The sequence below is a fragment of the Archangium violaceum genome (genome assembly GCF_016887565.1).
Classification (GTDB): domain Bacteria; phylum Myxococcota; class Myxococcia; order Myxococcales; family Myxococcaceae; genus Archangium; species Archangium violaceum_B.
Genome location: NZ_CP069396.1, coordinates 6,882,203 through 6,906,858, shown reverse-complemented (window position 1 = coordinate 6,906,858; position 24,656 = coordinate 6,882,203). Strand labels below are relative to the sequence as shown.

Genomic DNA, 24,656 nt, shown 5'->3' with positions numbered 1-24,656 from the left:
TGTAGCCCTCGCCCTTGTCTGGAGGACCCGACCCATGAACCCACGCCTCGCCCCGCTGCTGCTGGCCCTGTTGCTGCCGCTCGCCGCCCAGGCGAAGCGCGATCCGGCCGAGACCGCCTACGAGGAGGCGCGCAGGTCCTACTATACCCTCAAGGACGACGCGGCCCGGCGCAAGCTGCGCCACAACTGGCTCAACGTGGCGCACCGCTTCGAGGCCATGGCCAGCCGCTTTCCCAAGAGCCAGCGGGCCCCGGAAGCCCTCTACACCGCCGCGGAGCTGCTCAACGAGCTGAGCCGCATCTCCTTCGTCTCCGAGGATCAGCAGGCGGCGATCGCCTACTACACCCGCGTGGTGGAGTCCCATCCGAAGCACCGGCTCGCGGACGACGCGGCCTATACGCTCGCGCGCATCTACTTCGAGCAGCTGGATCAGCCCGAGTCCGCGCGCCGTGTCATCAACGGCAGCCTCGCGGTCAACTCCAGGGGTGATCGCGCGAAGGATTTGAAGGCGCTGCTGGCCTCGCTGCCTCCGCCGAAGACGCCCGTGCGCAACAAGCCCCCGCCGCCCGCCCCCGAGCACAGGCCGGCCGTCGCCTCGGCCGAGCCCTCCAAGCCGGCTCCAGCCGAGAAGCAGGCCCCGGCGGAGCAGGTGCCGGTGATCCGCGTCGAGCTGTCCAAGCCGGCCGAGCCGGAGCCCGCCCCCGCGCAGGCTCCCGCCAAGGTGGTGGCCCAGGCGCCGCAGCCGGCTCCCGCTTCGGAGTCGAAGCCCGCGGCGGAGCCCGTGAAGCCCGCGGTGGAGCCCGCCCCGGCCGTGGCGTCCAACAAGCCCGTGACGGCCCCGGTGGACGAGCAGATGGCGCAGGCCCGCCTCAAGGCCGTGGCGAAGGCGTCCAACGGCACCGAGCTGACGCTGGCGGAGCAGCTCGGGCTGAAGGTGCGCCGGGTGGTCATCGACGCGGGCCACGGAGGCCACGACACCGGCGCCATCGGCCGCAAGGGGACGCGGGAGAAGGACGTGACGCTGGCCATCGCGCGCAAGCTCGCCACCGAGCTGCGCAACCGCGGCCTGGAGGTGATGCTCACCCGCGAGGACGACCACTACCTGAAGCTGGAGGAGCGCGCGCGCATGGCCAACGAGATGAAGGGCGACCTGTTCATCTCCATCCACTGCAACTCGGCGCCCACCTCGAAGCTGCGGGGCATCGAGACGTACACGCTCAACACCTCGGCGGACCGCTACTCCATCCGCCTGGCGGCGCGCGAGAACGCGTCCTCGGAGAAGGGCATCAGCGACCTGCAGTTCATCCTCGCGGACCTGGCCACCAAGGCCAACACCGAGGAGTCCACGCGGCTGGCCACCCGGGTGCAGAAGAACCTCGTGAGCCACCTGTCCAGCGGCTACACCGGCGTGAAGGACCTGGGCACCAAGGAGGCGCTCTTCTACGTGCTGCTGGGCGCGAAGATGCCGGCCATCCTCGTGGAGACGGCCTTCCTGTCCCACTCCGAGGAGGAGCAGCGGCTGGCCTCGGAGAAGTACCAGGACGACGTGGCCCAGGCCATCGCCCACGGCGTGGAGGACTTCCTCGGCGGCCGTCAGGTCGCCAAGGTTCAGGTGAACTGAGCCTCAGTTGAGGACGCGGCGGGCCGGCTCGCCCTGGCTCCCGGCGGACGCCGTCACCGGAGGCTGGCGGGCGATCTGCTCGCTGGCCGCCTGGAGCACCTTGGCCGTGGCCCCCTCGGGGTCGCGGAAGAAGTGCGGCGACCACAGCCGCACCAGCTTCCAACCCTGGCCCTCCAGCATGGCCGTGCGGAACAGGTCCCACTCCACCGGATCCGCCGCCTTCGGGTAGCGCGTGCCGTCGCACAGCACGCCCACCGTCACGTCCCCGGCGCGGCGGGGATGGTGCAGGGCCACGTCCACGCAGAAGCCGTCGTTGCCCCAGTGTACGTCCGAGGACACGCCGTGCGTCCGCGCCAGGCCGTCCGCCAGCGCCCGCGCGAACGCCGAGCCCGCCTCCGTCTCCCGCTCACGCACCACCGGCTCCGGCCGCTCCAGGGGGGCCTCCTCGGGCTGGCCGGCCTCGCGCGCGTACTCCTCCGCGAGCCGCTCGGCGTACTGGAGATAGGCGAAGAGCAGCCAGCCTCCGTTCGGCTTCCGGCCGCTCTCCACGGGAGGCAGCGCCGTGTACACCTCGCGAGGAATCGACGTGACCAGGTGCACCATCTGCCGCGCGCGCGTCACCAGCACGTTGAGCCGCCGCCCGCCGCCCGCGCTCCCCAGCGGCCCGAAGCGCCGGTAGAAGCGCCCCTTCGCGTCCGGGCCATACGTGGTGCTGATGATGATGTGATCCCTCTCGTCTCCCTGGACGTTCTCCAGGTTCTTCACGAAGAGGCCCTCGAACGAGCCCTCGCCGCGCCGCGTCCGCGCCGCCGCCAGCTTCGCCGCGAAGTCCGCGTCCGCCGCCGCCAGCTCCTCCAGCACCTCGGTGATGGCGTCGCGCTGCGACAGGTTGAAGCACGCCACGCCGATGGACGGCGGCTCCGGCCGCGACAGCAGCTCCTTCACCAACGCGCCCACCGCGCGCGCCTCCACGACGTTCACCCGCTTCTCGTACAGGCCTCCCGCGTGGACGAGCCGCAGCGGCGCGTGCTCCACCCGGTTGGACGGGTGCCCCGGAATCGCCTGCAGCCGCGAGTCATAGAAGTGCTCGTTGCTGAACCCGATGAGATCCGCGTTGCGCGAGCGGTAGTGCACGTCCAGGTAGCACTGGTCGATCTCCAGGTTCAGCGCCGCGCCGAGCAGATCCTCCACCTCGGACTGTTGATCCTCGAAGAGGCCCTGCTCGTCCTCGGCGTCCAGTTCCTCCTGGCTCTGCACGACGGCGGACTCGAAGAAGCGCGTGGGCGGCAGCTGCTTGGGGTCTCCCGCGATGACCACCCGCTTCGCCCGCGTCAGCACCGGCAGCGCCTCCTCCAGACGGCACTGCGAGGACTCGTCGAAGATGACCACGTCGAAGAGCTCCCGGCGGGAGAAGATCTGCGCCACCGTCTGCGGGCTCGCCATCCACACCGGCCGCATGTCGAAGAGAGGATCTCCTCCCTCGGCTCCCGCGCCCGCGGCGATGACCTGACGCACCCGCAGCGCGCGCTCGCCCCGCAGCAACAGGCGGCGGCGCAGCTCCGCTCCGAGCCCGTTGAGCCGCCCGCCCGTGGAGGCCAGCAGCCGCTCGCGCTGGCGCTCCGTCCAGCGGTGCAGGATGACGTCGCGCACCAGCTCGCGCTTCCTCGCCTCCAGGGCGCGGTGGCGCGTCTGGCTCGCGTGGTGGCGATCCGCGTCGATGTGCTGCAGCACCGGATTCTCCCGCACCCGCGCCGATACCTCCGAGGCCAGCACCGCCTTGCGCACCGCGCGCCAGCCGTCCTCGGGGTCCGCGCCGGCCAGGGCCAGTTTCTCGGCCGCCCCGCCGAGCGACGCCGGCAGTCCCGCCACCACCGACTGGAGTCTCAGCAGTCCCTCCACGCTGGACAGCCGCGCCGCGAGCGACGAGAGCAGCGGCTGTGCCTGACCACCCGCCCGCAGCGCCCGGCCTTGCGCCACGCACCAGGCGGAGGAGAAGAGGCCCACCTCGGTCAGGCGCGTCTCCAGCCGGGCCACGGTCTCGGCGCGCGCGGCCGACTGGCGCAGGCCCGCGAGCAGGCGGGCTCGTGCCGCGTCGTCGCCGCGCAGGGACTCGCGCACCACCTGCCGGCAGGTGGCGAGCGTCGGCTCACGCTCCAGTGTCAGCAACACCTCGAACAGCGCCGCATGGGTCCGCAGGCCGCGGGCCAGCGCGTCGTCCGCGAGCGCCCCGGTGGCACCCGGCGCGAGGACCGATTGGTGGTACTCGGTGAGCAGGGCTCGCGCGCGCACGCCGTTGAGGAAGCGGGAGACACGCTCGACGGCCTCGAGCCCCAGGGTGAGCCCGAAGCGCCGCAGCACCTCCACGGCCTTCGATCTCCGGGTGAAGAAGAAGAGGAAGCGGTACCACTTGCGCGCCACCTCCAGCCAGGCCGCGAGGAACGCCATCCACTGTCCCAGCACGCCCAGGCCCTGTGGCTCCGAGCGGTGCACGAGCGCCAGCTCCGCGTCCAGCGGCCCCTCGTTCAACACCCGCACCTGCGGCGCCAATCCCTCCAACTGCGTCTTCGCCGCCTGCACGGCCTCGGGCGTGGCGGAGATCCATCGCGCCAGCGTCTCGGGAGTCGCTTCCTTCAGCACCGGCTCCAGCTTGTCGGCGAGCGCGGCGCGTGCCCGGCCCTCGGCCACCACATCTCCCGAGGGAGAGAAGGCGGGTACGTCCGGCGAGGCGTGCGCATCCGCCTCGCGCGCGGCCTCCACGGTGGACGCCATCCGCTCGCGGTACGTGGCGAGCGGCGTGGACAGGTAGTCCTTCAGCTCGGCGCCCAGCGCGGTGCGCCAGGGGTTGTCCGGGTAGCCCTCCTTCACGGCGCGATCCAACACCTCGCGCACCTCGCGCTCGTGGGGGCGCGCGTCCGCGAGGCGGAAGGTGCCGAGGTTCTCCGTCGCACGCGCCAGGGACTCCGGCGCCTCCTGGCCGAGCCACTGGCCCACCAGCTCGTGGAAGGAGGGCTCGGTGCCTCCCGCGGGACGCTCGGAGAGGGCGCGCTCGGCGGAGGACAGCTCGTCGTGGAGCGTCTGCAGCTCGGCGTCCACGCGCGAGAGCTCGGCCTGGGCGGCGGGGTTGCCCCGGGTCTCGGTCAGGTTGTCGAGCTGCTCGCGGATGCCGAGGTAGAGCTCGCGTTGATCTCGCTGCGCGTCGTGCACCACCGCGCAGAGGGAGCCCAGGCCGAGGTGCTCCAGCCGGTGCTTCACCACATCCAGCGCGGTGCGCTTGTCACAGACGAGCAGGACGCGCTCGCCGCGCGCCAGGTGGTCTCCGATGGCGTTGGCGATCGTCTGGGATTTGCCCGTGCCCGGAGGTCCGTGGACCACGAGGCCCCGGGTGCTGCGCGCGAGCCGCACCGCCCTGGCCTGGCAGGGATCCGCATGGGAGACGAGCCGGTCCTCCCCCGCGCGCCAGGTGCCCTGGGAGGCCGCGTCCGGCCTGGGCGTGCCCGTGGCCCCGAGGGAGACGCCCACGCGCAGGAAGCTCTCGATGGGACCCTGGACGGGCTCGCCGTCCACGAGGGCCCGCATGTCGTCCACGAGGCTCTGGTTGGACAGCGGGTAGAGGCCGAGCACGGCGCACGGGAGGATGGCGGCTCCGGCGGTGGACTCGTCCTCGGAGCGCGGGGTGGGGGAGAGGGGCGTCTCCGGGGTGAAGGGGGCGGGAGCGGGCAGCTCCAGGGCCCTGGCCACGGCGGCGGCCAGCTCGTTGAGCTCGCGCCAGGGTTCCACCCCCTGCTCGTCGGCGAAGAGGTCCCCGAGGGGTTTGCCCGTCTGCCGCTCCACCCAGGCGGTGAGGGCGGTGTTGGGCATGACGCGCTCCACGCCATCCGCGGCGGCCTCCAGCTCCACGCCCGGGGTGCGGCCCTTCTTGAGGGTGAGGCGCACGGGGATGAAGGCGATGGGGGCCAGGATGCGCCGGGTGTTGGCGAAGCCCCGCTTGTCCTTGGCGTCCGGAGGCAGGTGGAGCAGGGGATAGCCCACGTGCAGCACCTGGGCGCCGGTGTCCTGCTCGAAGGTGCGGGCATCCTCGGCGATGGTGGACAGCTTGCGCAGCAGCGCCTGCCGCTCGTCGTCCTCACGCTTGGAGGGAGCGTCCGCGGCATCCTTCGAGGAGGACGTGGCGCGCACGGAGAGCTTCGCCGCGCCCTTCTCCCCGAGGAGTCCGGCCAGCACGGCCTGGGGCGAGGTTCCATCCAGGCGGCTCAGCAGCGTGAGGTCCACGCGCTGGCGGCTGTTGTGGGGACGGCAGTTGATGCTCGGGCCCGAGGCGAGCGAGGCGTACAGCCGATCGAGCATCTTCTCGAGGAACCGGTTGCGGGGCTCCGACAGGGCGCACCTCCAGGGGGACGCGTTCCTCCTACCACGTCTGCTGGCGGTTCCGGCTTGGGCCAACTCGCTTGACTCCCTCGAAAGCACTGCGTGTCAGGTCTCGCACTTGCAGGTCGAGCAGATGCCGGACTCCGAGAAGCTATGTCGAGCATTCGTCCGGGCCTTGATTGCTCTGCCGGATGCGTGCACCGGACCATCGCGATCACCGATCTGAGAGAGGCTCCCGACCCGCCAGCTTGACGGGCACACCCGTACTTCCGTGTAATTCCGGAGCGACGGCTTGCACGCCGCGTCGCTGCGGAGGTGCGCCGTGTCCACCCGTCTTGTCGGCCCGCGCTCACCTGGCACTCGGCTACGCCCCCTGTTGGGCGGCTGGTTTCTCCTCGTCCTGATCCTCCAGTCGGCCTGTGTCACGGGCACCCCACACGGCAGCCTCCTGGTGGGCCACCGCTACAACGGGCTCACGCCCCCACCGGCCCCCAGGGAGTACGTCACCCTCACGCCGAGCAGCGACTTCGCGCCCGTCCAGGTTTCGGACACGGAGTTTCGCGAAGCCTTCACCCAGTTCATCCTGGAGGTGCCCCTGCGGGTGGTGGCAACCCGCCCCGCCAGGCCGCTGGCCGGCCGCCTGGTGCTGGCCTCCTGGCCGCCTGGGGGAGCAGGAGACTCCAGTGTCGAAGGGGGCTACGCGCGCCTGTGCGAGCGGCGCGGCTCTCCGGGGGACTGCTTCTGGCTCTTGGGGGATGGGCCTGACGACACCACCCTCAGTCACCGGGACAGGTTCGCGCTGGCGCTCTCTCTGGCCCTCACCCCAGCGGTGGAGGCGGCCACCGGAGTCCTCCGGGACTTTTCCGCCACGGCCATGACGACGCTGCTCACCGGCCTGTCCATCTACCTGCTGGTGCTCATGGCCCCGGAGCCGATGTCCAAGGGCCTCGCTATCGCGATGACGCTCTTCCTCTGGGGCTACCTGGGCAAAGAACTCTGGGGGCTGATCTCCGCCACAGAGCAACTCTGGGAGGGCGCGGAGGAGGCCAGCGCCTTCCTCGAGCTGCGCGACGCGAGCGAGCGGTACGCCCAGGTGCTCGGGCCCAACACCCTCCGAATTCTCATCCTTCTGGCGACGTGGAGGGCGGGTGCCAAGGCTTCGGAGGGAGGCGGCCTGCCGGGTTTGCCCCAGGCCGTGCACAATGCAGCCACCGTGGGCGGCTTCAGCTTGCCTGCCGCCGCAGCCGAAGCGACGTCGGTGTCTGTGGTGGAGGGCCGACTCGCGCTCACGCTTCCCGCCGCCTCCGGTGCCGTCTTGTTCATGCAGGAGAAGGAGGCCGCCCACATCCACCACATCGCCACCGTGGAGAATGGGAAGTCTCCGGCCCGTGGCGGGCCCTGGACACCGAGACTCAAGGAATTCTTCGACAAGGCCGGCATGTCCATGGAGGACCCAGCCAATAAGGTGCCCGTCCCGAGCCACAAGGGCCCCCACCCCGAGGCGTACCATCAAGAGGTCTTCAGGCGCCTGGGGAGGGGTAAATGCTCGCCCGAGCCCGTCGTGACGTGAGCGCCGAGACGTGAGCATGTCCGTCGTCCCCAAGAAGGAGGCGGAAGAGATGGACATGAAGGAGCAGGCGGAGAAGTTCCGGAAGGTGGTGCAAGAGCGGGGAGGAGTGGGCCCGAGAGCGCGCTACACGGAGGAGCAGAGACAGGAAGCGTTGGAGTACGTGCGAGCGCGCCAGCAGCAGGGGGCGAGCGTGGAGGAAGCGGCGAAGGAGTTGGGCATGAGCAGCTGGACGCTCAGCCGGTGGGGCAGCGCGGCGCGCCGAGCCACCCAGCAGCAGCCCGCGAGGGAGGCGCTGGTGCCCGTCGAGATAAAGGCCGAGCGTGCCCAGGCTCGAGGAAGGGGGCTGGTGGTGCACGGGCCGGGGGGAGTCCGGGTGGAGGGGCTGTCGCTGGAAGACGCGGTGCGGTTGCTGAGGGGGCTGCAGTGATTGGCTCCACGCGCAGGCTCGCGGTGTACGCCTACGGGCAGCCGTGCGACATGCGCAAGAGCTTCGATGCGCTGTGCGGGCTGGTGACGCAGGCGCTGGGGCGCGACTTCCTCTCGGGAGACGTCTTCCTCTTCGTCGGACGGGACAGGAAGAGGGCCAAGGCGCTCTTCTGGGACGGCACCGGGCTGTGCTTGTACGCCAAGCGGTTGGAGAAGGGACGCTTCGCCCCGCTGTGGCGGCGCGAGAGTGGCGCGCAGCCGCTTGAGCTGACGGTGTCGGAGCTGGCCCTGTTCCTGGAGGGCAGCGAGATGGTGGGGCGAGCGCCGCTGTCGCCCGAGCCGTACAAACTGGTGCCTCTCTTCCAAGCCCAGACAGTGCAGGGGGTGACTTCGTGAGTCACGCTGCACGGACTACTTGCGCGGGAGGGTGAAGCCATGTCACTACCGGGGGCATGAGCTTCCAGCTTACGACGGAGAAGGACGTGGAGAGGCTGCGCCAGGCGGCCCTGTTGCTGGAGGCGGAGAACAAGCGCCTGGTGGCGCGCGTGGTGGAGCTCACGCGCAAGCTGATGAGCGCGCGGGGCCAGGACGCCGAGGAATTGCAGTTGCGCTTGCAGGAGTTGGAGCGGCAGCTCGCGCAGCGCACCGGCGAGCTGTTTGGCCGCTCCAGCGAGAAGCGCCCCCGCGGCGAGCAGGACGAGGGGAAACAGGCCGGGCCGGCCGAGCCCGCGCGCGGCCACGGCCCGCGCACCCAGCCCACACTGCCACTGCTGGAGGAAGTGCACACGCTGGAGGAGCCAGACAAGCAGTGTCCCGAGTGCGGCGGGGCGCTGACGGAAATGAAGGGTTGCTACGAGGAGGCCGAGGAGGTGGACGTGGTGGAGCGGCGCTTCGTGCTGCGCCGCCACAAGCGACAGAAGTACCGCTGCGGGTGCGGCGGATGCGTGGAGACGGCCCTGGGCCCGCCCAAGCTTCAGCCCGGCGGGCGCTACTCGGTGGACTTCGCCGTGGAAGTGGCCGTGGCCAAGTACCTCGACCACATGCCGCTGGAGCGGCAGGTGAGAACCATGCAGCGCGAGGGGCTGGCGGTGGACAGCCAGACGCTTTGGGACCAGATAGACGCGCTGGCGCGGCTGCTGTCGCCCGCGCACGAGGCGCTGCACCAGGCGCTGCTGACGCGGGAGATTCTGGGGGGAGACGAGACGCGCTGGCCGCTGCTGGGCAGCAAGAGTCAGACGCGCTGGTACGCCTGGGCACTGTGCGCTCCTGACGCCGTGGTGTACCGGATACAGGAGGGCCGGGACGTGGAGGCCGCGCGCAACATGCTCAAGGACTTCCGTGGAGTCCTCATGACGGATGGGCTGAGCACATACGAGAGCGTGGCGGGCAAGAGCGCGGGCATATCTCTGGTGAACTGCTGGATGCACGCGCGGCGCAAATTCGTCGAGTGCGCGGAAGCCTTCCCCCAGGCGAACGAAGCCCTGGACATGATTGCCGAGCTGTACGCGGTGGAGCGCGAGTATAAGCAGGGGCCCGAGAACCTGGCGCGCCTGCTGGAACTGCGACAGCAGAAGAGCCGTCCCATTATCGAGCGGCTGCACCAGTGGGCGTGCGAGCAGCGCGTCCTGCCCCAGTCGGCGCTGGGCCAGGCAATCAAATACATGAGCAACCGGTGGACGGGGCTGACACGGTTTCTGACGGACCCGCGGGTGCCGCTGGACAATGGAGCCACCGAGCGTGCCATGCGCGGGCTGGCGGTGGGCCGCAAGAACCACTACGGCAGCCGGAGCCGGCGCGGCACCGAGGTGGCGGCCCTCTACTACAGCCTGATGGAGACGGCGAAGCTATGCGGGGTGGACCCCAAGCGCTACCTGCGAGAGGCCGCGCTGGCGGCCCTGCGCGGGGAAGCGCTCCCCCTGCCCAACCAACTCGCTCAGCCCGCCGAGGGCTGACGCGCTACGCTACTCATTCCCACCTGTCTCGAGCTAACCGGGCGCCGCGGTGCTTGTTGCACTGCGGTGAGCGCCCCCTCACGCCCTCCATTCGTCGTCAAGCTCTTCGACCACGGGGCTCGGCGAGCATTTACGAGAAGTCCGCTCCGCTGGTGGCCGCAATCCGCGAGTGGGCGCTCGCTCAGCGCTCGCTGCCGGGCAGTGCTCTGCGCAAGGCACTCGAGTACATGCTGGAGCTGTGGAGCGGGCTGACCGTCTTCCTCTCCAACCCGTGGGTGCCGCTGGACAACAACCTGGTGGAGCGGCAACTGCGCGACATGGTGGTGGGCCGTAAGAATCACTACGGCTCCAAATCGCTGCGCGGCACCGAGGTAGCGGCCCTCTTCTACTCGCTGATTGAGACGGCCCGCCTGCGCGGTGAAGACCCCGGACGTTACCTGCTGCGCGCCGCACTCGCCGCCATCGAGAATCCCGGCACCGTCACGCTCCCGGCCAGCTCCGACTGACGTCGCCGCTCCTTGCTTCGATGCTCGGCGGGCTCATCCGCGCCCCGTCTAGACGGGGCGCGGCGAGCTGTTACCCTTCGCCGACATGCTCACCACCTTGCGCTACGCCTGTCTCCGCGCTGCGATTTCTGCGAACCCACATGGCAAACAGGGTCGACAAAACCTCCTCCTGCTACTGCCCGGCGCCTTGAAGACAGCGGCTTGACCGCCTCCAAAACTGCGAAACTCGAACTTAGTGGGGTGGTCCTCGGTGTCTCCTTTGGGGGAGGATGCGCCGCCATGACGCGAACCCTCCCGGCGCTGTTTATGGACACTTGCCGCGTGCAGCACGACTTCATGAATAGGCCCGGCTACACGGGTCGCATCACCGAGGGCTCAACGCCCACCCTCTTCTTCGGAAGCCAGGGGTTTGAGGGGCAACCGGTGCGCGTCCTTACGGTCGGATACAACCCCTCCGAGGGGGAGTTCTCAACTTACCGCTGCTTGGCGATGAGCGGACAGGGAGCCGACGTCCGTGACTTGAGCGCCTGTGGGGAGCAAGAGGCCGCCGCCGCGCTTGAGAAGATGCGGGACTACTTCGAAGCGCGACTGCGCTTGGATAAGGACAAGGGCCCGCCCTGGACGGGGTTCTTCCCGGCCTTCGAAGAGCTCCTCCGCCACCTCAACGTGTCGTACTTCCGTGCGAAGGCCCGTCACCTCGCCGCCCACGTGGATGTGCTCACGCCCTTTGCGAGCAAGACCATCCGGCAGCTCAGGTACCAGACCGTGCTCGACCACGGACGGCCCTGCTTCCGCGAGGTCCTCAATCACTTTCCCGACATCCACCTGCTGGTCGGCATCGGCGCGAGCACCTCCGACGCATTCCGCAAGCTCTTTGGCCCGAGCGCACCGGCACGTGCTGAGCTTCCCGGCACCTACATCGCTTGCACGCAACTGTCCGGGCGCAAGGTGCTGGTGGTGTCGGGCGACGGGTGGTTCAACAACGCCCCCTTCAAGGGCATCGACACCTCGCTCGTCGCGCAGGGCATTCGGTGCCTGATCCAAGAGCACCGCCTCCTCGATTTCGCGTGAGCTCGCCTCCCTGGGTCAACGTCCCCAGCCTCATGTTGAGCGCTCCCACCCCTCTCGGAGGTCCTCATGCCCTTTTGGGTGTTATCAGGGGCCAGCGTGCTTCAACGCCTCGAGGATGCCGGGGAGGGCCGCGTAGTCGCTGTAGGGAAGCACCTGGACATTGTGGTCGCGGAGATAGCGGTCGCTGTCCGTGTCACTCGGATCCTTCAACAGTGCGTAGTGGCGGCGAGCTGCGGAGTTGAACACATCCGCATTCCACTTGAGCACTAGATCGATATCGAACGGGTCATTCATCCCATAGCCGAGGAAGAGGACCATGTACTCCTGGAGCAGGTGGCGCAGCACCGATTGATAGCGCGTGTTGGAGCGGACCCCGTCGTACTCGCGCTCAGTGATGACCACGGTGTCGTATCGCTCGGCGGTCCCGTGGATCTTGAACAGGATGCGGCGCCCCGCCTGCAGATCGTTGAGCGCTCGATCGGCTTCCTTCCAGGTGTACGGTTGCCGACGGGGTGTCTCCCCGAGATCCTCGATGAGCGGATCATAGTTGGTGGTCAGGATTGCGCCGACCCTCAGGTGGGCGATGGCGTGGTGGACAAGGCCCGGGGCTGCATTGGGGGGCCGGAAGATGTCGTTGAGCGCGTCCTGGTAGCTGCGGCCCAGCGCGGTGACCAGGGTGCCCAGCTCCGCGAGCATGACCTCAAGACGCATCTTCTTCGCGAACTGGGTGCGCTTGGCCGCGATGATCTCCGCGTCGAGCACTCCCTGACGCTCGCATGCATCCAGGAAACGCTGTGGAAGCTCAAGCCACTTGGGAAAATTTCCCTGGACGCCCTCGCTAAATGAGAGCCCAGAGCCGATGCAGAGAGCCAGTTTCCTGGAACGGTAGGCATCAAGAAGGGGCGGAGGAAAGAAGAAGGTCATGGGAGTTGGAGTTACCGGCGAAGTCGCCTTGTTGGAATCAACAGGGATCCTGGCGACCGAGGAACCTGTCTCAAGGATCCAGACGTTTCCCCTCACGTCTCCTGCACAAACGAAATCTAGACCGATAGCCACCGTCAGGAATCCATTGAAGCCGTGGAGGGTATAGAGGCACTGCCCGGAGCGGAGATCCCATACCTTGAGCGTCCCGTCCTCGGAGGCGGACACCACGCGCCGCCCGTCCGACGTCACCGCGCAACCTCGCACCTTGTCCTCGTGGCCCTTCAGCACGGCCACCTCCCGCCCCGTCTCCACCTCCCAGACCCTCAGCGTCCTGTCATCGGAGGCGGACACCACGTGCCGCCCGTCCGGCGTCACCGCGCAGCCCGTCACCCAGCTCTCGTGCCCCTTGAGCGTGGCCACCTCCTGCCCCGTCCCCACCTGCCACACCTTGAGCGTCTTGTCCCCGGAGGCGGACACCACGCGCCCCCCGTCCGGCGTCACCGCGCAGCCATTGACCCAGTCCCAGTGGCCCTCCAGCGTGGCCACCTCCCGTCCCGACTCCAACTCCCACAGCTTCAACGTTCCGTCGTCGGAGGTGGACACCACGTGCCGCCCGTCCGGCGTTACCGCGCAGCCACGCACCTTGCCCTTGTGGCCCTTGAGCGTGGCCACCTCCCGCCCCGTCTTCACCTCCCACACCTTGAGCGTTTTGTCCTCGGAGGCGGACACCACGCGACGCCCGTCCGGTGTCACCGCGCAACCCCGCACCTTGTCCTCGTGGCCCTTCAGCACGGCCACCTCCCGCCCCGTCTCCACCTCCCAGACCCTCAGCGTCTTGTCCACGGAGGTGGATACCACATGCAGTCCATCCGGCGTCACCACGCAGCCACGCACCCTGCCCTCGTGACCCTTGAGCGTGGCCACCTCCCGCCCCGTCTTCACCTCCCACACCTTGAGCGTCTTGTCCTCGGAGGAAGACACCACGCGACGCCCGTCCGGCGTCACCGCGCAGCAAGTCACTTCGCCCTCGTGGCCCTTGAGCGTGGCTACCTCCTGCCCCGTCTCCATCTGCCACACCTTGAGCGTCCTGTCCCCGGAGGTGGACACCACGCTTCGTCCGTCCGGCGTCACCGCGCAGCCGGTCACTTCGCCCTCGTGGCCCTTGAGCGTGGCTACCTCCCGCCCCGTCTCCACCTCCCACACCTTCAACGTTCCGTCCGCAGAGGCAGACACCACGTACCGCCCGTCCGGTGTCACCACGCAGCCATTCACCCCGTCCCTGTGGCCCTCCAACGTCCGCTCGTGCGCCCCGGCCCGTACGGGATGCCTCAGCCGCAGTTCGGGCATCCCCTCTGGAAACCCCAGCTCCTTCTCGATCCGCTCCCTCTCCCATCCCCCACAGCGAAGCCAGTTGTAGACATGCAAGGGCAGCGCCTTCGCATCCCTCTTCAAGACATGCGAGCCCGCCTGGATGGCACGCAATAGCGCCCTCGCCAACTCCTGCTCGGGCTCTGGCACCTCCACCACGGCGCTCTTCAGGGCCTCTTCCAGGGACAGTACTCCGGCCTCCTGGCACCGCTTCTCCAAGTAGCCCATGTCCGTGTACAGCTTGCGTGCCTGCTCCCACTGCTCCGCCTTCAGCAAGTGCGTCACGCCATGGCGCAGCGCATAGCTCCTGCGAAAGCCTCTCTCGCCCCTGCCCAGGGGCCACTGACAAAGCTTCCCGGCCATTCGTGAGTGCAGCACCCTGGCCCGCTCAGCGCCCAGCTTTGTCAGGACGAACCTTCGAAAGGACTCGTGGAAGGGCCGCCACGCCTTCTCGTTGCGCCCAGGTGCCTCCTCTTCCAGCAGGAACGAGCGCGCCACCCGGAGGAACCGATCGGGCTCGCCCAGTTCCCTCCAGCCGGCCACGTCCGACAAGATCGACCGCGGCAGTGCGTCACGCGCCACGGCCATCACCCCCAGGCCTTCCTCCGCCAAGCCCCGGAGGTCTGGAGACAGCTTCTGTATGCGCTCCCAGCTCTCGTCGAGCAGCGCCTCGAGCCCTCGCGGAAGAAGCTCCGCCTGCCTCTTCTCCACGGGCTGGGCCTCCAGCCACTCCGCCAGCTTCACCGAATAGAGGATGTTGCCCTCGGCCCGCTGGACGATCTCCTCCACGAACCCCTGCGCCAGCGGCGGGTTGAACCGGGAGGAGGCTCGCTCCCGTGCCCAGTACTCGCGCACCACCTGCCGGTTCGAGCGCGCCCACCGTTCGTCATCCAAGTCGATCGTGCGCAGGCCGTCCCGTGCTTCCAGCCAGCTCAAATGGGGGTAGGTGGGGCGTGAGGCGCAGAGCACCTTCACGCCGGGCGGCAGCGTAGGCGGCAGGAATCCCGACAATGGATTGGAGCCGTCCGCGTCTTCCTCCACCTCATCGAGCCCATCGACCATCAGCACTAGCTGTTCCTGGCGCGGCCCCAGCACCTGGGACACTCTCACCAGCAGCTTGCTCAAGCGCGATTCGGGGCGTGCCTCTGAATCTACCAACTCTGGGTAGAGCTTCTCTGTCTGCGCCGCCAGGTTGCGCTTCACCACTTCGGGCCGATCCCGATCCTCCACGCCGTGCTGCAGGAAATGATGGGGAACGCGCTGCCCGGCGGCTTCGCGCCGTCTCAGCCACTCGGTCAGGAGCGCGCTCTTGCCCAGTCCGAGTCCTCCCTTGACCAGCACCCAGCCACGAGGCCCCCCCCCAAGCAGGAGCGCATCCAGCTCGGTTAGCACATCCTCACGGCCGAGCAGCGAGCCATGGCGCCCTCGCTCCAGCTCGAAGTCGATGATCTCGGTCGCCGGGGCCATGGTCCAGGGTCTCCAATGAGAAGCGCGGCCTGGGAGGCCTCACGTGTTCGGTGTCGTGGCGGGAGCGGTCCATGCTCTCGCCAGCAGGGCCACGCCGCCGGGTGCCAGGCCGATCCCCTCTTCGGTGACGCGCAGCAGCCCGTATCCTCGAAGGAGCCGCACACGCGACTCAACCCAGGCCGCCTCCCCCCTGCCCACCGCCCAGGCCAGATCTTCCCGGCTCAGCGGCTTGCCCGGCTCGGCGAATTCCACGATGGCGCGCAGCACCTCCGCGGCCCCTTCATGAGACTGCAGAGGCGCCCAGAGCAACTCCCGCGCTGCCTGGCTGAAGGTGCTGTCCTGCCAGGCCTGCTCCACATGCGCGGGCTCGAAGCGGCGGCGCCGCCTCCCTGCGCCCGCCAACAAGACCGCCAGGGCACGGCACAGGTGGAACAAGAGAGTCGGGTTGCCGCTCGCCAGGAACGCGAGCCGGTCATAGCTTCCCGGGACCTCCGCCTCAATGCCGACCCACCCCAGCATCACCCGAGCCTGCTCGCGAAGCGAGGCGGCGGAGCGGGGTGGCAGCTCAATGACGCGGAACATGCCAGCGGCGCTGCGCTCGATCATCTCCCGTGCCTCGGGCCGGACCGCGACGAGCACCGCGGGCGCAGGGTGCTGGCTGGTCCGTGCCCAGTGAAGCTCCCTCGTCATCCCCCGCACCGCATCCGCGCTCAAGCGATCGACGCCGTCGATCAGGAGCACGCGCGCCTGTGGCACCTCCCCCTTGCTGGCCTCGACGATCGCAGCTTCCGGAGACTGCGCGGCCAGCTCGGCGAGCAGGGTGCTCTTGCCCATTCCCGGGGCTGCCACCAGCAGCGTGGGCTGCTCGGCCAGGAGGAGCTCCCCGGGCAGATCCTGGCGCTCCCAGCGCGTGGACTCGTCGACCATCACCGTGTCAAAGGCACGATCCAGGGGGAGCTGGCGCCCCAACTGCGCGAGCAGCCGGGACCGGCGGCGGGTGCGATCATGCAGCACCGCGAAGACGTCCTGGAGGCGCAGGTGCAGGGTGTTGTCGGCGGGGTCTGGCGGACCGAGGACGACGCGGACGACGAGCTCACCGGCGGGGACGGCCGGCGACGCTTGCGCCTGGCCTGGCAGCCAGAGCGGAATGCCCTTCGGCCATCGGCGCCGGCCAAAGGCATGGAACCCGGGCGCGCTGAGATCATCGACGTGGATCACCGTTCCGGCCGCCGAGGCTTCCGTCCGGAGCACCTCGCACTCCAGAACCGCCGCTAGGGCCTGAAGCAGGGCTGCCCGCTCGGGCTCGCTATCCTTCTCCCCCACCGCCTTGAGCGCCTTGAGCAGCTTCCAGGCGGCCTCGTCGGACGCTTCAGGCACATGCCGCTCGAAGCCGGGTGGAATCAGTCCGTTTCCGAAGAACCAGCCCACCACCCCATCCAGGGGCTCCCTTGAGTAGGGCCAGATGGGGGGAGTGGGGACGCTGACCGCCGGTGGACGGTCCGCGCTGGGCCCCGCCTCGATGGCAGCCGCCGCAGCCTCGATCGCGCCCAGGCGGAGCGCCTGCGCGACGCTGGCCTTCCACTCCTCGAACATCTGGCCATTCAGCGCGGGCGGACATGCTGTCTCCGCGAGCCGACGCTCCAGGTCTCGCACCTGCTTGAACTCCGCCTCGGTCACCTGCTTCTCAAGGGCCTTCAGCCGTGAGCGTCCCTCCCGCAGCCGCCTCGAGCCCGGTTTCAGAATGGCCTCCGCCTCGACGCGGACACCGAGCCGCTGTGCGCGCTCCAAGAGCCCGGCGAGTGTTCCACGCAGCTCTTCGACGGCCGCAGCGGTGGCCCGCTCCACCTGGGACTCCAGGTCCTTGACGAGGGGTGCCTCCGCCTGGGCGAGGAAGACCTCGTCCTGAAGCAGCAGCGTGGCCAGCTCGAACTCGCCCTGCTGGACGAGCGCGCCGATGACGTCCGCGTGCCCCATCGGGCGCGCCAGCGTGGCGCCACACGCCCGGATCACGGCATGTGCATCTTCACCATCGGCAAAGACCGCGAGCCACGACTCGGGGCCCTGCCGGGTTAACGGCCATGCGGCGAGCAGGTCGGCGAGCTTCACGGTTCCTCCGCGCTGAAGAGCGGTTCGAGACGGGCCAGCGCGAAGCGCCGCACGGGCTCGGCCAACGGGTCGAGGGTGCCGGGCTCCACTTCGAGCCCCGCCAGCTCACGCTTGAGCGTCCCGCTGGCCTTCAGCACCCGAGCCTCTGGCGCCGTCACCCCGGGGGGCACCGCCAGTTCCACCCAACTCCGAGCGGCCTTGAGCATGAGCTGGAGCCGCTTCAGGCAGGAGGCGCGCTTGCGATCTGTGATCTGCCGGTTGTGCTCATCCCGCTCCTCATGGCTGGCATCGTCCATGAGGCGCTCGACGTCCGTCCCCGCCTCATCAAGCTGGGCAATGTACTGCCCGAGTCCAGCGGGGTCGTCCCCTGACAGCGCCCCCCGCATCCTCCCCAGCAGATAGTCGGGCATTCGCAGCCGCTCCCACGTGTGCTCACCCAGTGGGAACCGGAACCCGATGTTCTCCGCAGACTCCAGCGCGCGGACGAATTCCCCGCGGGCCTGGTCGATCTTCTCCCGCCGCTGCTTCTGCCCCGCACTCCGCCGGAGCAGGGCCATTGGGAGGGGCTGAAGCGCCTCGGCATGGTAGGTCCGCACTGCCTGAGCCCATGCACGGAAGCGCGCGGGAAGCCGTGCCTCCAGGCCTCGCAGGAGTTCCAGGTCGTCGAAGCGCCCCTGCTCCAGCGCGGAGACCAGCACCAGCAATGCAGCGGCCTGAGCCTGCCCGGCCCGCATCGTCTCCACCTCTGGCAGGCTCACGGCGGGTAGTGTGGGAGCCTGCACGGACACCGCGAACCGCGCCAGCCACGCTTCGAGGCCGAGCTTCCCCTGGTCCGGCTCGGGCATCAGGAGCGCGCTCCCGATGAAGTCCGTCTGTCTCCACTGATACTCGGCAAGCCAGCACCGCCACCGCCTCCCCCCCTCGCTGTCCAGCTCAGCGGCCCGGGCAATGGCGGCGCCCGCGGCGCGAGCGAGCAACGGCTCGGCGATACGCGCCTGCTCCAGTGCCTCGAGCTCATTCCAGGGTGCCTCTCTTGTGTCGTACCACCTCAGCAGCAATTCACCGGGGTCGGCGGTGCCTCGCAGCTCGCGGAACAGCGGCTGGAGCGGAGGAGGCACGGTGTGCTCCAAAGCGGGCGCGGGCGCGCTCTTGGTCCGGGCGGCCAGCGGCGCGAACGCCTGAGGCCAGCGATGGCTCAGCACCTGGAGCACCTTGTCCACCACGGCGGGCTCGTGGACGCAGACGCTGATCTCCGCCCGTTCGCGCCCCGAAGTTCCCTCGTAGTCGCCCCCGTAGGAGAGGAAGTTGAAGCTCCCGATGGTGACCTCGTCATCGGACACCAGGATCTTGGCGTGGCTCCGAGCCTCGGTCAGGAAGAAGCGATCGGGGTAATCCTGGGCCAGTGGAGCGAGCCGTGCGGCGGGACCGTCCGCCATGTCCGTCGCTCCCTCCCGGCGGTAGACGAGGGCACAGGAGGCGCCCCCCTCCAAGCGCGTGCGCAGATGCCGCGCGAACCGATCGGTGACGACATCCGCACTCAACTTATCGGACAGGATCGCCAGCCGCCGCTCGGCACTCCGCAGGCTCCTCCAGAGCGCTTCGCGGTGCTCCCGGTCGACGACCAGCTCAGCGCCATGCCGGTGCTGGAGGCTGAGCGTCTGAAGCTTCTCGTGCGCCGCGGACCACTCCGTCGCCCAGTGACGGATGGCCGGCGACGCTCCCACTGCGTCTCCTTGGATCGCCCCGGGCTGCGGCACCTCCGGAGGCGGCGGCACGACCGGCTCGGGCGGCTCCACCGCCCCCAGCTCGTCCGGCAGCAGCAGCAGGCGCTGGCTCTGGCGGTAGTCCGGGAAGGCGGCCCGGGCCCAGTCCAGCAGAGCGAGCACGGCCGCCGGTGCTACACCGGGCGAGCGACCCTCGATCAACACCCCCACCTCCAGGCTGTCCCGATGGGAAGGCGGATCAAGGAAGTTGTAACTGGTGACCAACGCCTGATGGGCGTCGCGGATCACGAACTTCGCATGCAGCGTGCTGGAGCGCAGCGTGAAGAGGAACCGGCCGGGGTTGCGCTCGGCGAGGTCCACCAGGGCGTTGCGGACCTTGAGGTCCAGCGTCGAGTCCGCCTGGATGCCCCACAGCAAGAAGATCTGGACACCCCGAGCGAGGGCTCGCTGGATCAGGTCGAACCAGCTCTCGTTGCCCCCAGGCAGCCGCTCCAGGAGCGCCTCAAGCCGGACCCAGGGGTTGCCTAGGACCAGCTGGGTCTCGGCCTGGAGCAGCAGCCCGCGAATTATCGTCTCGTGCTCCTCGTAGCCCTCGACGGCGCGGACGGCCGCCTCCTTCCGGGCCTGAGCCCGGATGTCGGCCGCGGCCTCCCGGTGCAGCTGCACGAGCTGGGCGTGGCGCTGCTCGAGCACACCGGGATCCGTGGACTCCAGGCTCTGCACCGCCCGGCCCAGGCGCTGTAGCGTGGAGACGCTGGAAAAGGGCTCATCCGCCCTGGCCTCCTTTCCGAACTCCTCGCGGAAGCGCTTGAAGAACAGCTGGTCGGGAAGGCGCTCGGCCAGGCTCGACAGGCTGCGCGCGATGGCCTTGCGCACGGGGGGCGGCACCTGCGGCGCATCGACGATGTCGAAGATCAACCGCTCCGAGTCGCTGTCCTGGGAAATGTCGACCACGAGGGGAAGAAACCGGCGTTGCTGCACCAGCGCGTCACCGCCGCTGGCTTCCACGAGCAGCTGGTCTGGCTCCACCCAGGCCTCCTGGGCCACCAGCGGCCGGCCGAGCGCCCGGGCGTGCCGTTCGATCTCATGCTGAACCGCATCCAGGAGCTCTCCCCGCGTGACGCGCTCCAGGGCGAGGCCGGACTTCAGCGTCGGGACGAGCGAGCTCTCAGGCCCGAAGGGCGTCTGCCGCCCGATGTGCGGCAGCACCGCGCCCGAGACCAGCTCCTGGATCAAGGGAACAACCTCGAGGTTGTTCTCCGCAGTGGCCAGCGTCTCCAGCTTACCGCTCTCGTGCGCCTTCTTCGCCTCTCCCGCCAACTGGACCTTGGTCTCCGTCGCGAGGACGACGACATAGCCCTTCAGCCAGAAGTCGTAGATTAGATCGAGCACGGGCCGGTGGCCGATCCCCAAGACCTGGGAGAGCGCCGCCACCTCATCGAGACCGGCGCCAATCGCCTTGAGCGCCACCAGCTCGATGGGGGTCAGCGTGTTGGAGGTGGCGACCACCCGGGCCCGCGCACCGAAGGAGATGCAGGGGATCAGGATCTCTTGAGCTCTCAGCTTCTTCACGAGTCGCTCTCCGTGCTCAGCACCTTCGCCGCCGACACGACCGCGCCCTGGCGCCGGATCTCCGTGATGATGGTGCTCCAGAACTGGATGTCCTTCCGCTCTGGATTCAAGGCCGCCTGCTGCTCGAAGTGCGACAGCCGGCCCACGATGATGAGGAGCTTGCGGGCTCGGGACAACAGGACGTTCACCCGGTTGGGCGAGACGAGATAGCCGATGTTCGTCTCAGGCCGCTTCTCGTCACGCTGGACCGACCGGACCAGCGACACCACCACTACGTCCGCCTCGCGGCCCTGGAAGCTGTCGACGGTGTGCAGGTGGGGGAGCGCCCAGTCCGGCAGGCCCGCCCGCAGCATCAGCTCCTCCTTCTGCGCGTTGTAGGGCGTCAGGAGCGCAAAGGCGTCATCTCGCGCGTCCCGCCCGCCCGTCACCGGCACGGGCGACATTCGCGCCAGCAGGTGCTTGATCACCCGGGCCTCACCCTCGTTCCTCCAGGCGCGCTGGTCGTTTGTGTCCTCCACGTCTTGTGTGTCGAGCCAGACCAGGGCCCGGTCCTGGAGGAAGGACGGCCGGGTCAGGGCATGAGGCCGCGCGGTCTCCGGGGCCGATTTCAACCACCCCTCCGGATAGAGCTTGCGATCTCCAGAGTCGGGGTCGATGCGCTCGCGGTAGAAGGCCTGCGAGACGATCCGGCAGATATCCGGATGCATCCGGAACTGGAGATCGAGCTCATCGAGTGGCTCGGTCAAGCGGGACGAGCGCGGACGCGCCTCCCGGCGGTCGGAGCGATTGTCGAACAAGCTGCCGAAGAGCCGGAAGACGTCCATGTAGGCCGTGCGCCGCTCTCCGTGCAGCCGCAGCTCATCGACGTCACTGCGCTGGCAGGCGTCCAGGAAGCCCTGGACCGAGAGATCGTCGAACGCCGGCAGTTGGAAGTGGTCTCCAATCAGGGTCCACCGCAGCCCCCGGACCAGGGGCTGTGCCAGCTCCGTGGGCCAGGCGCGCGCCGCCTCCTCGACGATGACCCAGTCGTACAGCCCGCCGGTCCCTCCCGTGGAGACGTTGCGCTCCGTGCAGGCCCCCGTGGTGGCGAAGACAAGGTTGGCGCCCCGGCGAATGCGGTCCCGGATCTCCAGCTCGACCCGGGGAGCCTGGCTCATCCAGTCGGCCACGAGCGCCTTGAGTGGCTCATCCAGGGCACGGCCGTCGGGCAGCTTGTGCTCGTCCAGGGCCTTCCGGCAGGCGCGCTTGATCCTCTCCACGATGTCGGTGGCCTGCCGCTCTGGCAGCAGTGCCTCCATGCGGGGGTGGAGCTTCTCCTCGGCCACCGCGAAGTTCGAGGCTACCCGCACAGCCACCACGTCCTGATTCTCCTTGCGGCAGCGGTCCAGGATCCGCAGGGCGAGGTTGTCCAGGGCGTAGTGGGACTGGCTGCTGATGAGGACGCGCTGACTCGGATCGGAGCGCAGGTGGGCCGAGACGGCGACGGAGGCCACCGTGGTCTTCCCCGTTCCGGGCGGGCCATGCAGGCCATAGAAGGGCTCGCTGCTGAGCATGTCCTTGACGATGTCGGGGCTGCGCCCACTCAGATCGCTGCCGACATTGCTCCACCGCGCGCGAATGCCCTTAATGGCCGTTGGACTGTGGAGCTGATGCAGCAGCGAGCGCGCTCGCAACATCTCCTGGACGGCATCCTCCTGCCGGACGAGCTGCGAGTAGCTGCCCTGGTCTTCGTCGGGACGGATCCAGCCGTTGTCCGGAAAGCTCCGGTTGTCGCCCAGCAGTTGCACCTGCACGGTGTCGTCATCCAGCCGCCGCCTGAACACCGCCTTGGCGATGGGGCCCGCTCGGAAGTCTGGGGTGCCCCCGGCATCCCGGTAGATCGCCAGCGGCACGGTTCCCTCGCCGTCAAGGCTCTCGAGCAGCCGCCCCATCGGCGTCCGCATCTCCCGGAAGTAGAGGGAGCGGAGTGCGTCATCGAACTGGTGCCTGCGGTCACGTGTTGTGTCCACGCGCAGATCCGCCACATACCCCGAGGTCTGAAGCACCTCGAAGGGAAAGACGCGAGCGTCCAGCTCGCAGTGCCGGAAAGCGATGAGGAAGGACAGCGCGTCGTCCATCACTGTCATCCACTCCGGCGTGGAGCGCTCGAACTCGATGGACTGCAGCAGGGGCTTCCACGTCCGCCCCTCGGCACGAACCTGGTCCAGCTCCAGGGCGCGCTTCACCCACACAGGGAGGAACCGCAGCTCGCCAGGGATTCCCCTGCGAAGCGGCGTCTCGCTCAGGCGCCAGCCTCGCCGCTGGTGGATCACGTACTTGATGAGGAGCAGCTTCTCGACTCGCCGGTCCTCGCGGCTATAGGCGGGGCCTGGCTCGACGTAGAAGTCGCAGAACCAATACGCCTGCTTCCCGACGAGGACATACTTGGCTGCGCGCAGGGAGCGAAGCTCCTGCTCGGTCTGCGCCCGCCTGTACCCGCTGAAGCCCTCTGGGCAGTACAGCACCTCCGCCCCACGGAGCTCGTCCTCCAGGAATCCGCGGAGCTGCTCGCGCCCCTCGTCACCCATAGGATCCTGGTCAATCCACCCCCACTTGTAGAGCGTCTTCTTGCTCTCGTCCGGCATGAAGCCCACGTAGAACACGCCGGGCTCGGACACCTGGGAGATGCTCGCCACCAGCCGTCCGTAGTCCTGGGTGAGGTCACGCAGGACGGCGAAGATGCTGGGGCGGTCCCGGGGCTCCCAGGCCAACATGTCTCGGAGCAGTGCCGCCAGTGGCCGCGGCAGCCGGGGATCCTGCAGCCGCGCGCGCATGTGCTCGTTGAACTTGCGGACCGACTCCAGGCTCCGCTCCAGCCCGGACCAAGCGACCCGGTCCTGCTCGAATGACCGATCCTGCGAGGAGTAGGCCTTCACGAGCCAGCGCCAGGCGAGAACGCCCAGGGCATAGACATCGGAGCGGTCGCTCTCGAAGGAGCCCGAGGGATCGTCCTCGAAGAGCCACTGCGCACGCTCGGGTGGGCAGTAGGGCAAGGTCTCGTCCGAGGAGCCAAGATAGAGGCGGCGCAAGGCGTCCGCGGGCAGCCGCTCGCCCCCCAGTTGGCGTCGCACGAGGTTGCTGACCATCGCGCTCATCTCGAAGCGAGAGAGGCGAAGCCCGAAGCGGACATCCCGGGTGCCAGGGTCCTCCCCGTGCTCGATGTACTCGATGGAGTCGGGGTGGAGGTTGCGATGGGTGAGGCCCTGCTCGTGAAGCAGGCTCAGGCCATGGGCGAGCAGCGCCAGTTGGCGCAGCGCCTGCTCCCGGTTGTTCGCGATGTACGCCATCGCGCCTTCGTCCGACAAGCGGTAGCGTGCCGCTTCCGTGATGACGAAGGCCAGATCGCTCTTGTCGACGTACGCCCCGCCCAGGATGAGGGGCAACGCGGGGTGCTGGCGGGCCGACACGCGCAGGAGCGCGCGGACCTCGCGAGTCCACAAGGCGCCGCCAATGGTGTCGATTCCCTTGTAGATCTGAAGACTCACGCGCTGACTATCCGGATCGAGCAGCGTGAAGCGGTACAAGGTGTCCGGGATGACGGTCTCCCCAGGCTCCTCCGACAACTGCCGGTACCGCCCATACCGTGCGTTGGGACCACAGAAGAGACGTTCGACCTCCTCCATGATCCCAGGCGCTGGGGCCAGCGACTTACCCATGAGTTGCTCCCACCCACATGCGGAGCGCCAGCTCGCTATCCGACCTACCCTGGACTCCGCGCAAGAGTGCCTCCGATGGTAAAAAACCGAGACCTCATTATGCCACTTCATGTCCCCCAAGGTGGTACAGCCCTTCGCCCAGGGCTCCGAACTTCCCGGGCCCATGCCACCGCATCGGTCCCCAGGCGCTCTGGCCTTCCCAAAACGCCCGGCTCGTCCTCAAGCGCATGCTCGCGGACAAGAACACCACCTCTCCTCTCCAGGTGCCCGGCTCGCAAGGGGCGCCCGC

The 24,656-nt window shown here is 68.8% G+C and carries 11 protein-coding genes and 1 pseudogene; 7 read left to right on the top strand and 5 right to left on the bottom strand.

Annotation, left to right across the window (positions count from 1 at the left end; genetic code table 11):
- Window positions 1-34 precede the first annotated feature (34 nt).
- The gene (locus JRI60_RS27760; RefSeq protein WP_204218896.1) at window positions 35-1,621 is read left to right on the top strand and encodes an N-acetylmuramoyl-L-alanine amidase; all 1,587 of its coding nucleotides are present in this window, start codon (window positions 35-37) and stop codon (window positions 1,619-1,621) included.
- A gap of 3 nt (window positions 1,622-1,624) precedes the next feature.
- On the opposite strand, the gene JRI60_RS27755 is transcribed toward JRI60_RS27760, so the two are convergent.
- On the bottom strand, window positions 1,625-5,965 hold the full coding sequence (locus JRI60_RS27755; protein WP_204218895.1) for an AAA domain-containing protein: 4,341 nt from the start codon (window positions 5,963-5,965) through the stop codon (window positions 1,625-1,627).
- A gap of 343 nt (window positions 5,966-6,308) precedes the next feature.
- Here JRI60_RS27755 and JRI60_RS27750 point away from each other — a divergent pair.
- The 6 genes and pseudogenes from JRI60_RS27750 to JRI60_RS27725 all read left to right on the top strand — a co-directional run.
- Window positions 6,309-7,517 (top strand): annotated as a pseudogene (locus tag JRI60_RS27750) (AHH domain-containing protein); the annotation flags it as partial.
- Between the two features lie 55 nt (window positions 7,518-7,572).
- A complete protein-coding gene (locus tag JRI60_RS54640; RefSeq protein WP_204218893.1) occupies window positions 7,573-7,983 on the top strand; it encodes a transposase in 411 nt (136 codons plus the stop codon).
- Complete coding sequence (tnpB, locus tag JRI60_RS27740) at window positions 7,980-8,378, top strand: IS66 family insertion sequence element accessory protein TnpB (protein WP_204218884.1); 399 nt, start codon at window positions 7,980-7,982, stop codon at window positions 8,376-8,378. The genes JRI60_RS54640 and tnpB overlap by 4 nt, the downstream gene beginning before the upstream one ends.
- Before the next feature lie 56 nt (window positions 8,379-8,434).
- Window positions 8,435-9,934, top strand: a complete 1,500-nt coding sequence (tnpC, locus tag JRI60_RS27735) for an IS66 family transposase (RefSeq protein ID WP_204218883.1) — start codon at window positions 8,435-8,437, stop codon at window positions 9,932-9,934.
- Window positions 9,935-10,086: 152 nt separating this feature from the next.
- Window positions 10,087-10,440 carry an IS66 family transposase gene (locus tag JRI60_RS27730; protein WP_204218892.1) on the top strand — a complete coding sequence of 118 codons (354 nt, stop codon included), beginning with the start codon at window positions 10,087-10,089 and terminating at the stop codon, window positions 10,438-10,440.
- A 279-nt stretch (window positions 10,441-10,719) separates the two neighbouring features.
- Window positions 10,720-11,511, top strand: coding sequence for a hypothetical protein (locus JRI60_RS27725; protein WP_204218891.1), 792 nt, complete (start codon window positions 10,720-10,722; stop codon window positions 11,509-11,511).
- An 84-nt stretch (window positions 11,512-11,595) separates the two neighbouring features.
- Here the strand turns inward: JRI60_RS27725 and JRI60_RS27720 are convergent, their stop codons facing one another.
- From JRI60_RS27720 to JRI60_RS27705, 4 genes are read right to left on the bottom strand one after another with little or no spacing between them, the layout of a single operon-like run.
- Window positions 11,596-15,270 (bottom strand): SIR2 family protein, encoded by a 3,675-nt coding sequence (locus tag JRI60_RS27720; RefSeq protein ID WP_204218890.1) that lies wholly within the window; start codon window positions 15,268-15,270, stop codon window positions 11,596-11,598.
- Between the two features lie 39 nt (window positions 15,271-15,309).
- Window positions 15,310-17,376, bottom strand: coding sequence for a hypothetical protein (locus JRI60_RS27715; RefSeq protein WP_204218889.1), 2,067 nt, complete (start codon window positions 17,374-17,376; stop codon window positions 15,310-15,312).
- Window positions 17,373-20,672 carry a hypothetical protein gene (locus JRI60_RS27710; RefSeq protein WP_204218888.1) on the bottom strand — a complete coding sequence of 1,100 codons (3,300 nt, stop codon included), beginning with the start codon at window positions 20,670-20,672 and terminating at the stop codon, window positions 17,373-17,375. The genes JRI60_RS27715 and JRI60_RS27710 overlap by 4 nt, the downstream gene beginning before the upstream one ends.
- Window positions 20,669-24,367, bottom strand: coding sequence for an AAA domain-containing protein (locus JRI60_RS27705; RefSeq protein WP_204218887.1), 3,699 nt, complete (start codon window positions 24,365-24,367; stop codon window positions 20,669-20,671). Before JRI60_RS27705 ends, JRI60_RS27710 begins: the two co-directional genes overlap by 4 nt.
- Between the last annotated feature and the right edge of the window lie 289 nt (window positions 24,368-24,656).

Bases quoted from the DNA above. Each gene is read 5' to 3' on its own strand.
- JRI60_RS27720 (WP_204218890.1), bottom strand. From the start codon at position 15,270: ATGGCCCCGGCGACCGAGATCATCGACTTCGAGCTGGAGCGAGGGCGC.
- JRI60_RS27760 (WP_204218896.1), top strand. From the start codon at position 35: ATGAACCCACGCCTCGCCCCGCTGCTGCTGGCCCTGTTGCTGCCGCTC.
- JRI60_RS27705 (WP_204218887.1), bottom strand. From the start codon at position 24,367: ATGGGTAAGTCGCTGGCCCCAGCGCCTGGGATCATGGAGGAGGTCGAA.
- tnpC (WP_204218883.1), top strand. From the start codon at position 8,435: ATGAGCTTCCAGCTTACGACGGAGAAGGACGTGGAGAGGCTGCGCCAG.
- JRI60_RS27725 (WP_204218891.1), top strand. From the start codon at position 10,720: ATGACGCGAACCCTCCCGGCGCTGTTTATGGACACTTGCCGCGTGCAG.
- JRI60_RS54640 (WP_204218893.1), top strand. From the start codon at position 7,573: ATGTCCGTCGTCCCCAAGAAGGAGGCGGAAGAGATGGACATGAAGGAG.
- JRI60_RS27755 (WP_204218895.1), bottom strand. From the start codon at position 5,965: ATGCTCGATCGGCTGTACGCCTCGCTCGCCTCGGGCCCGAGCATCAAC.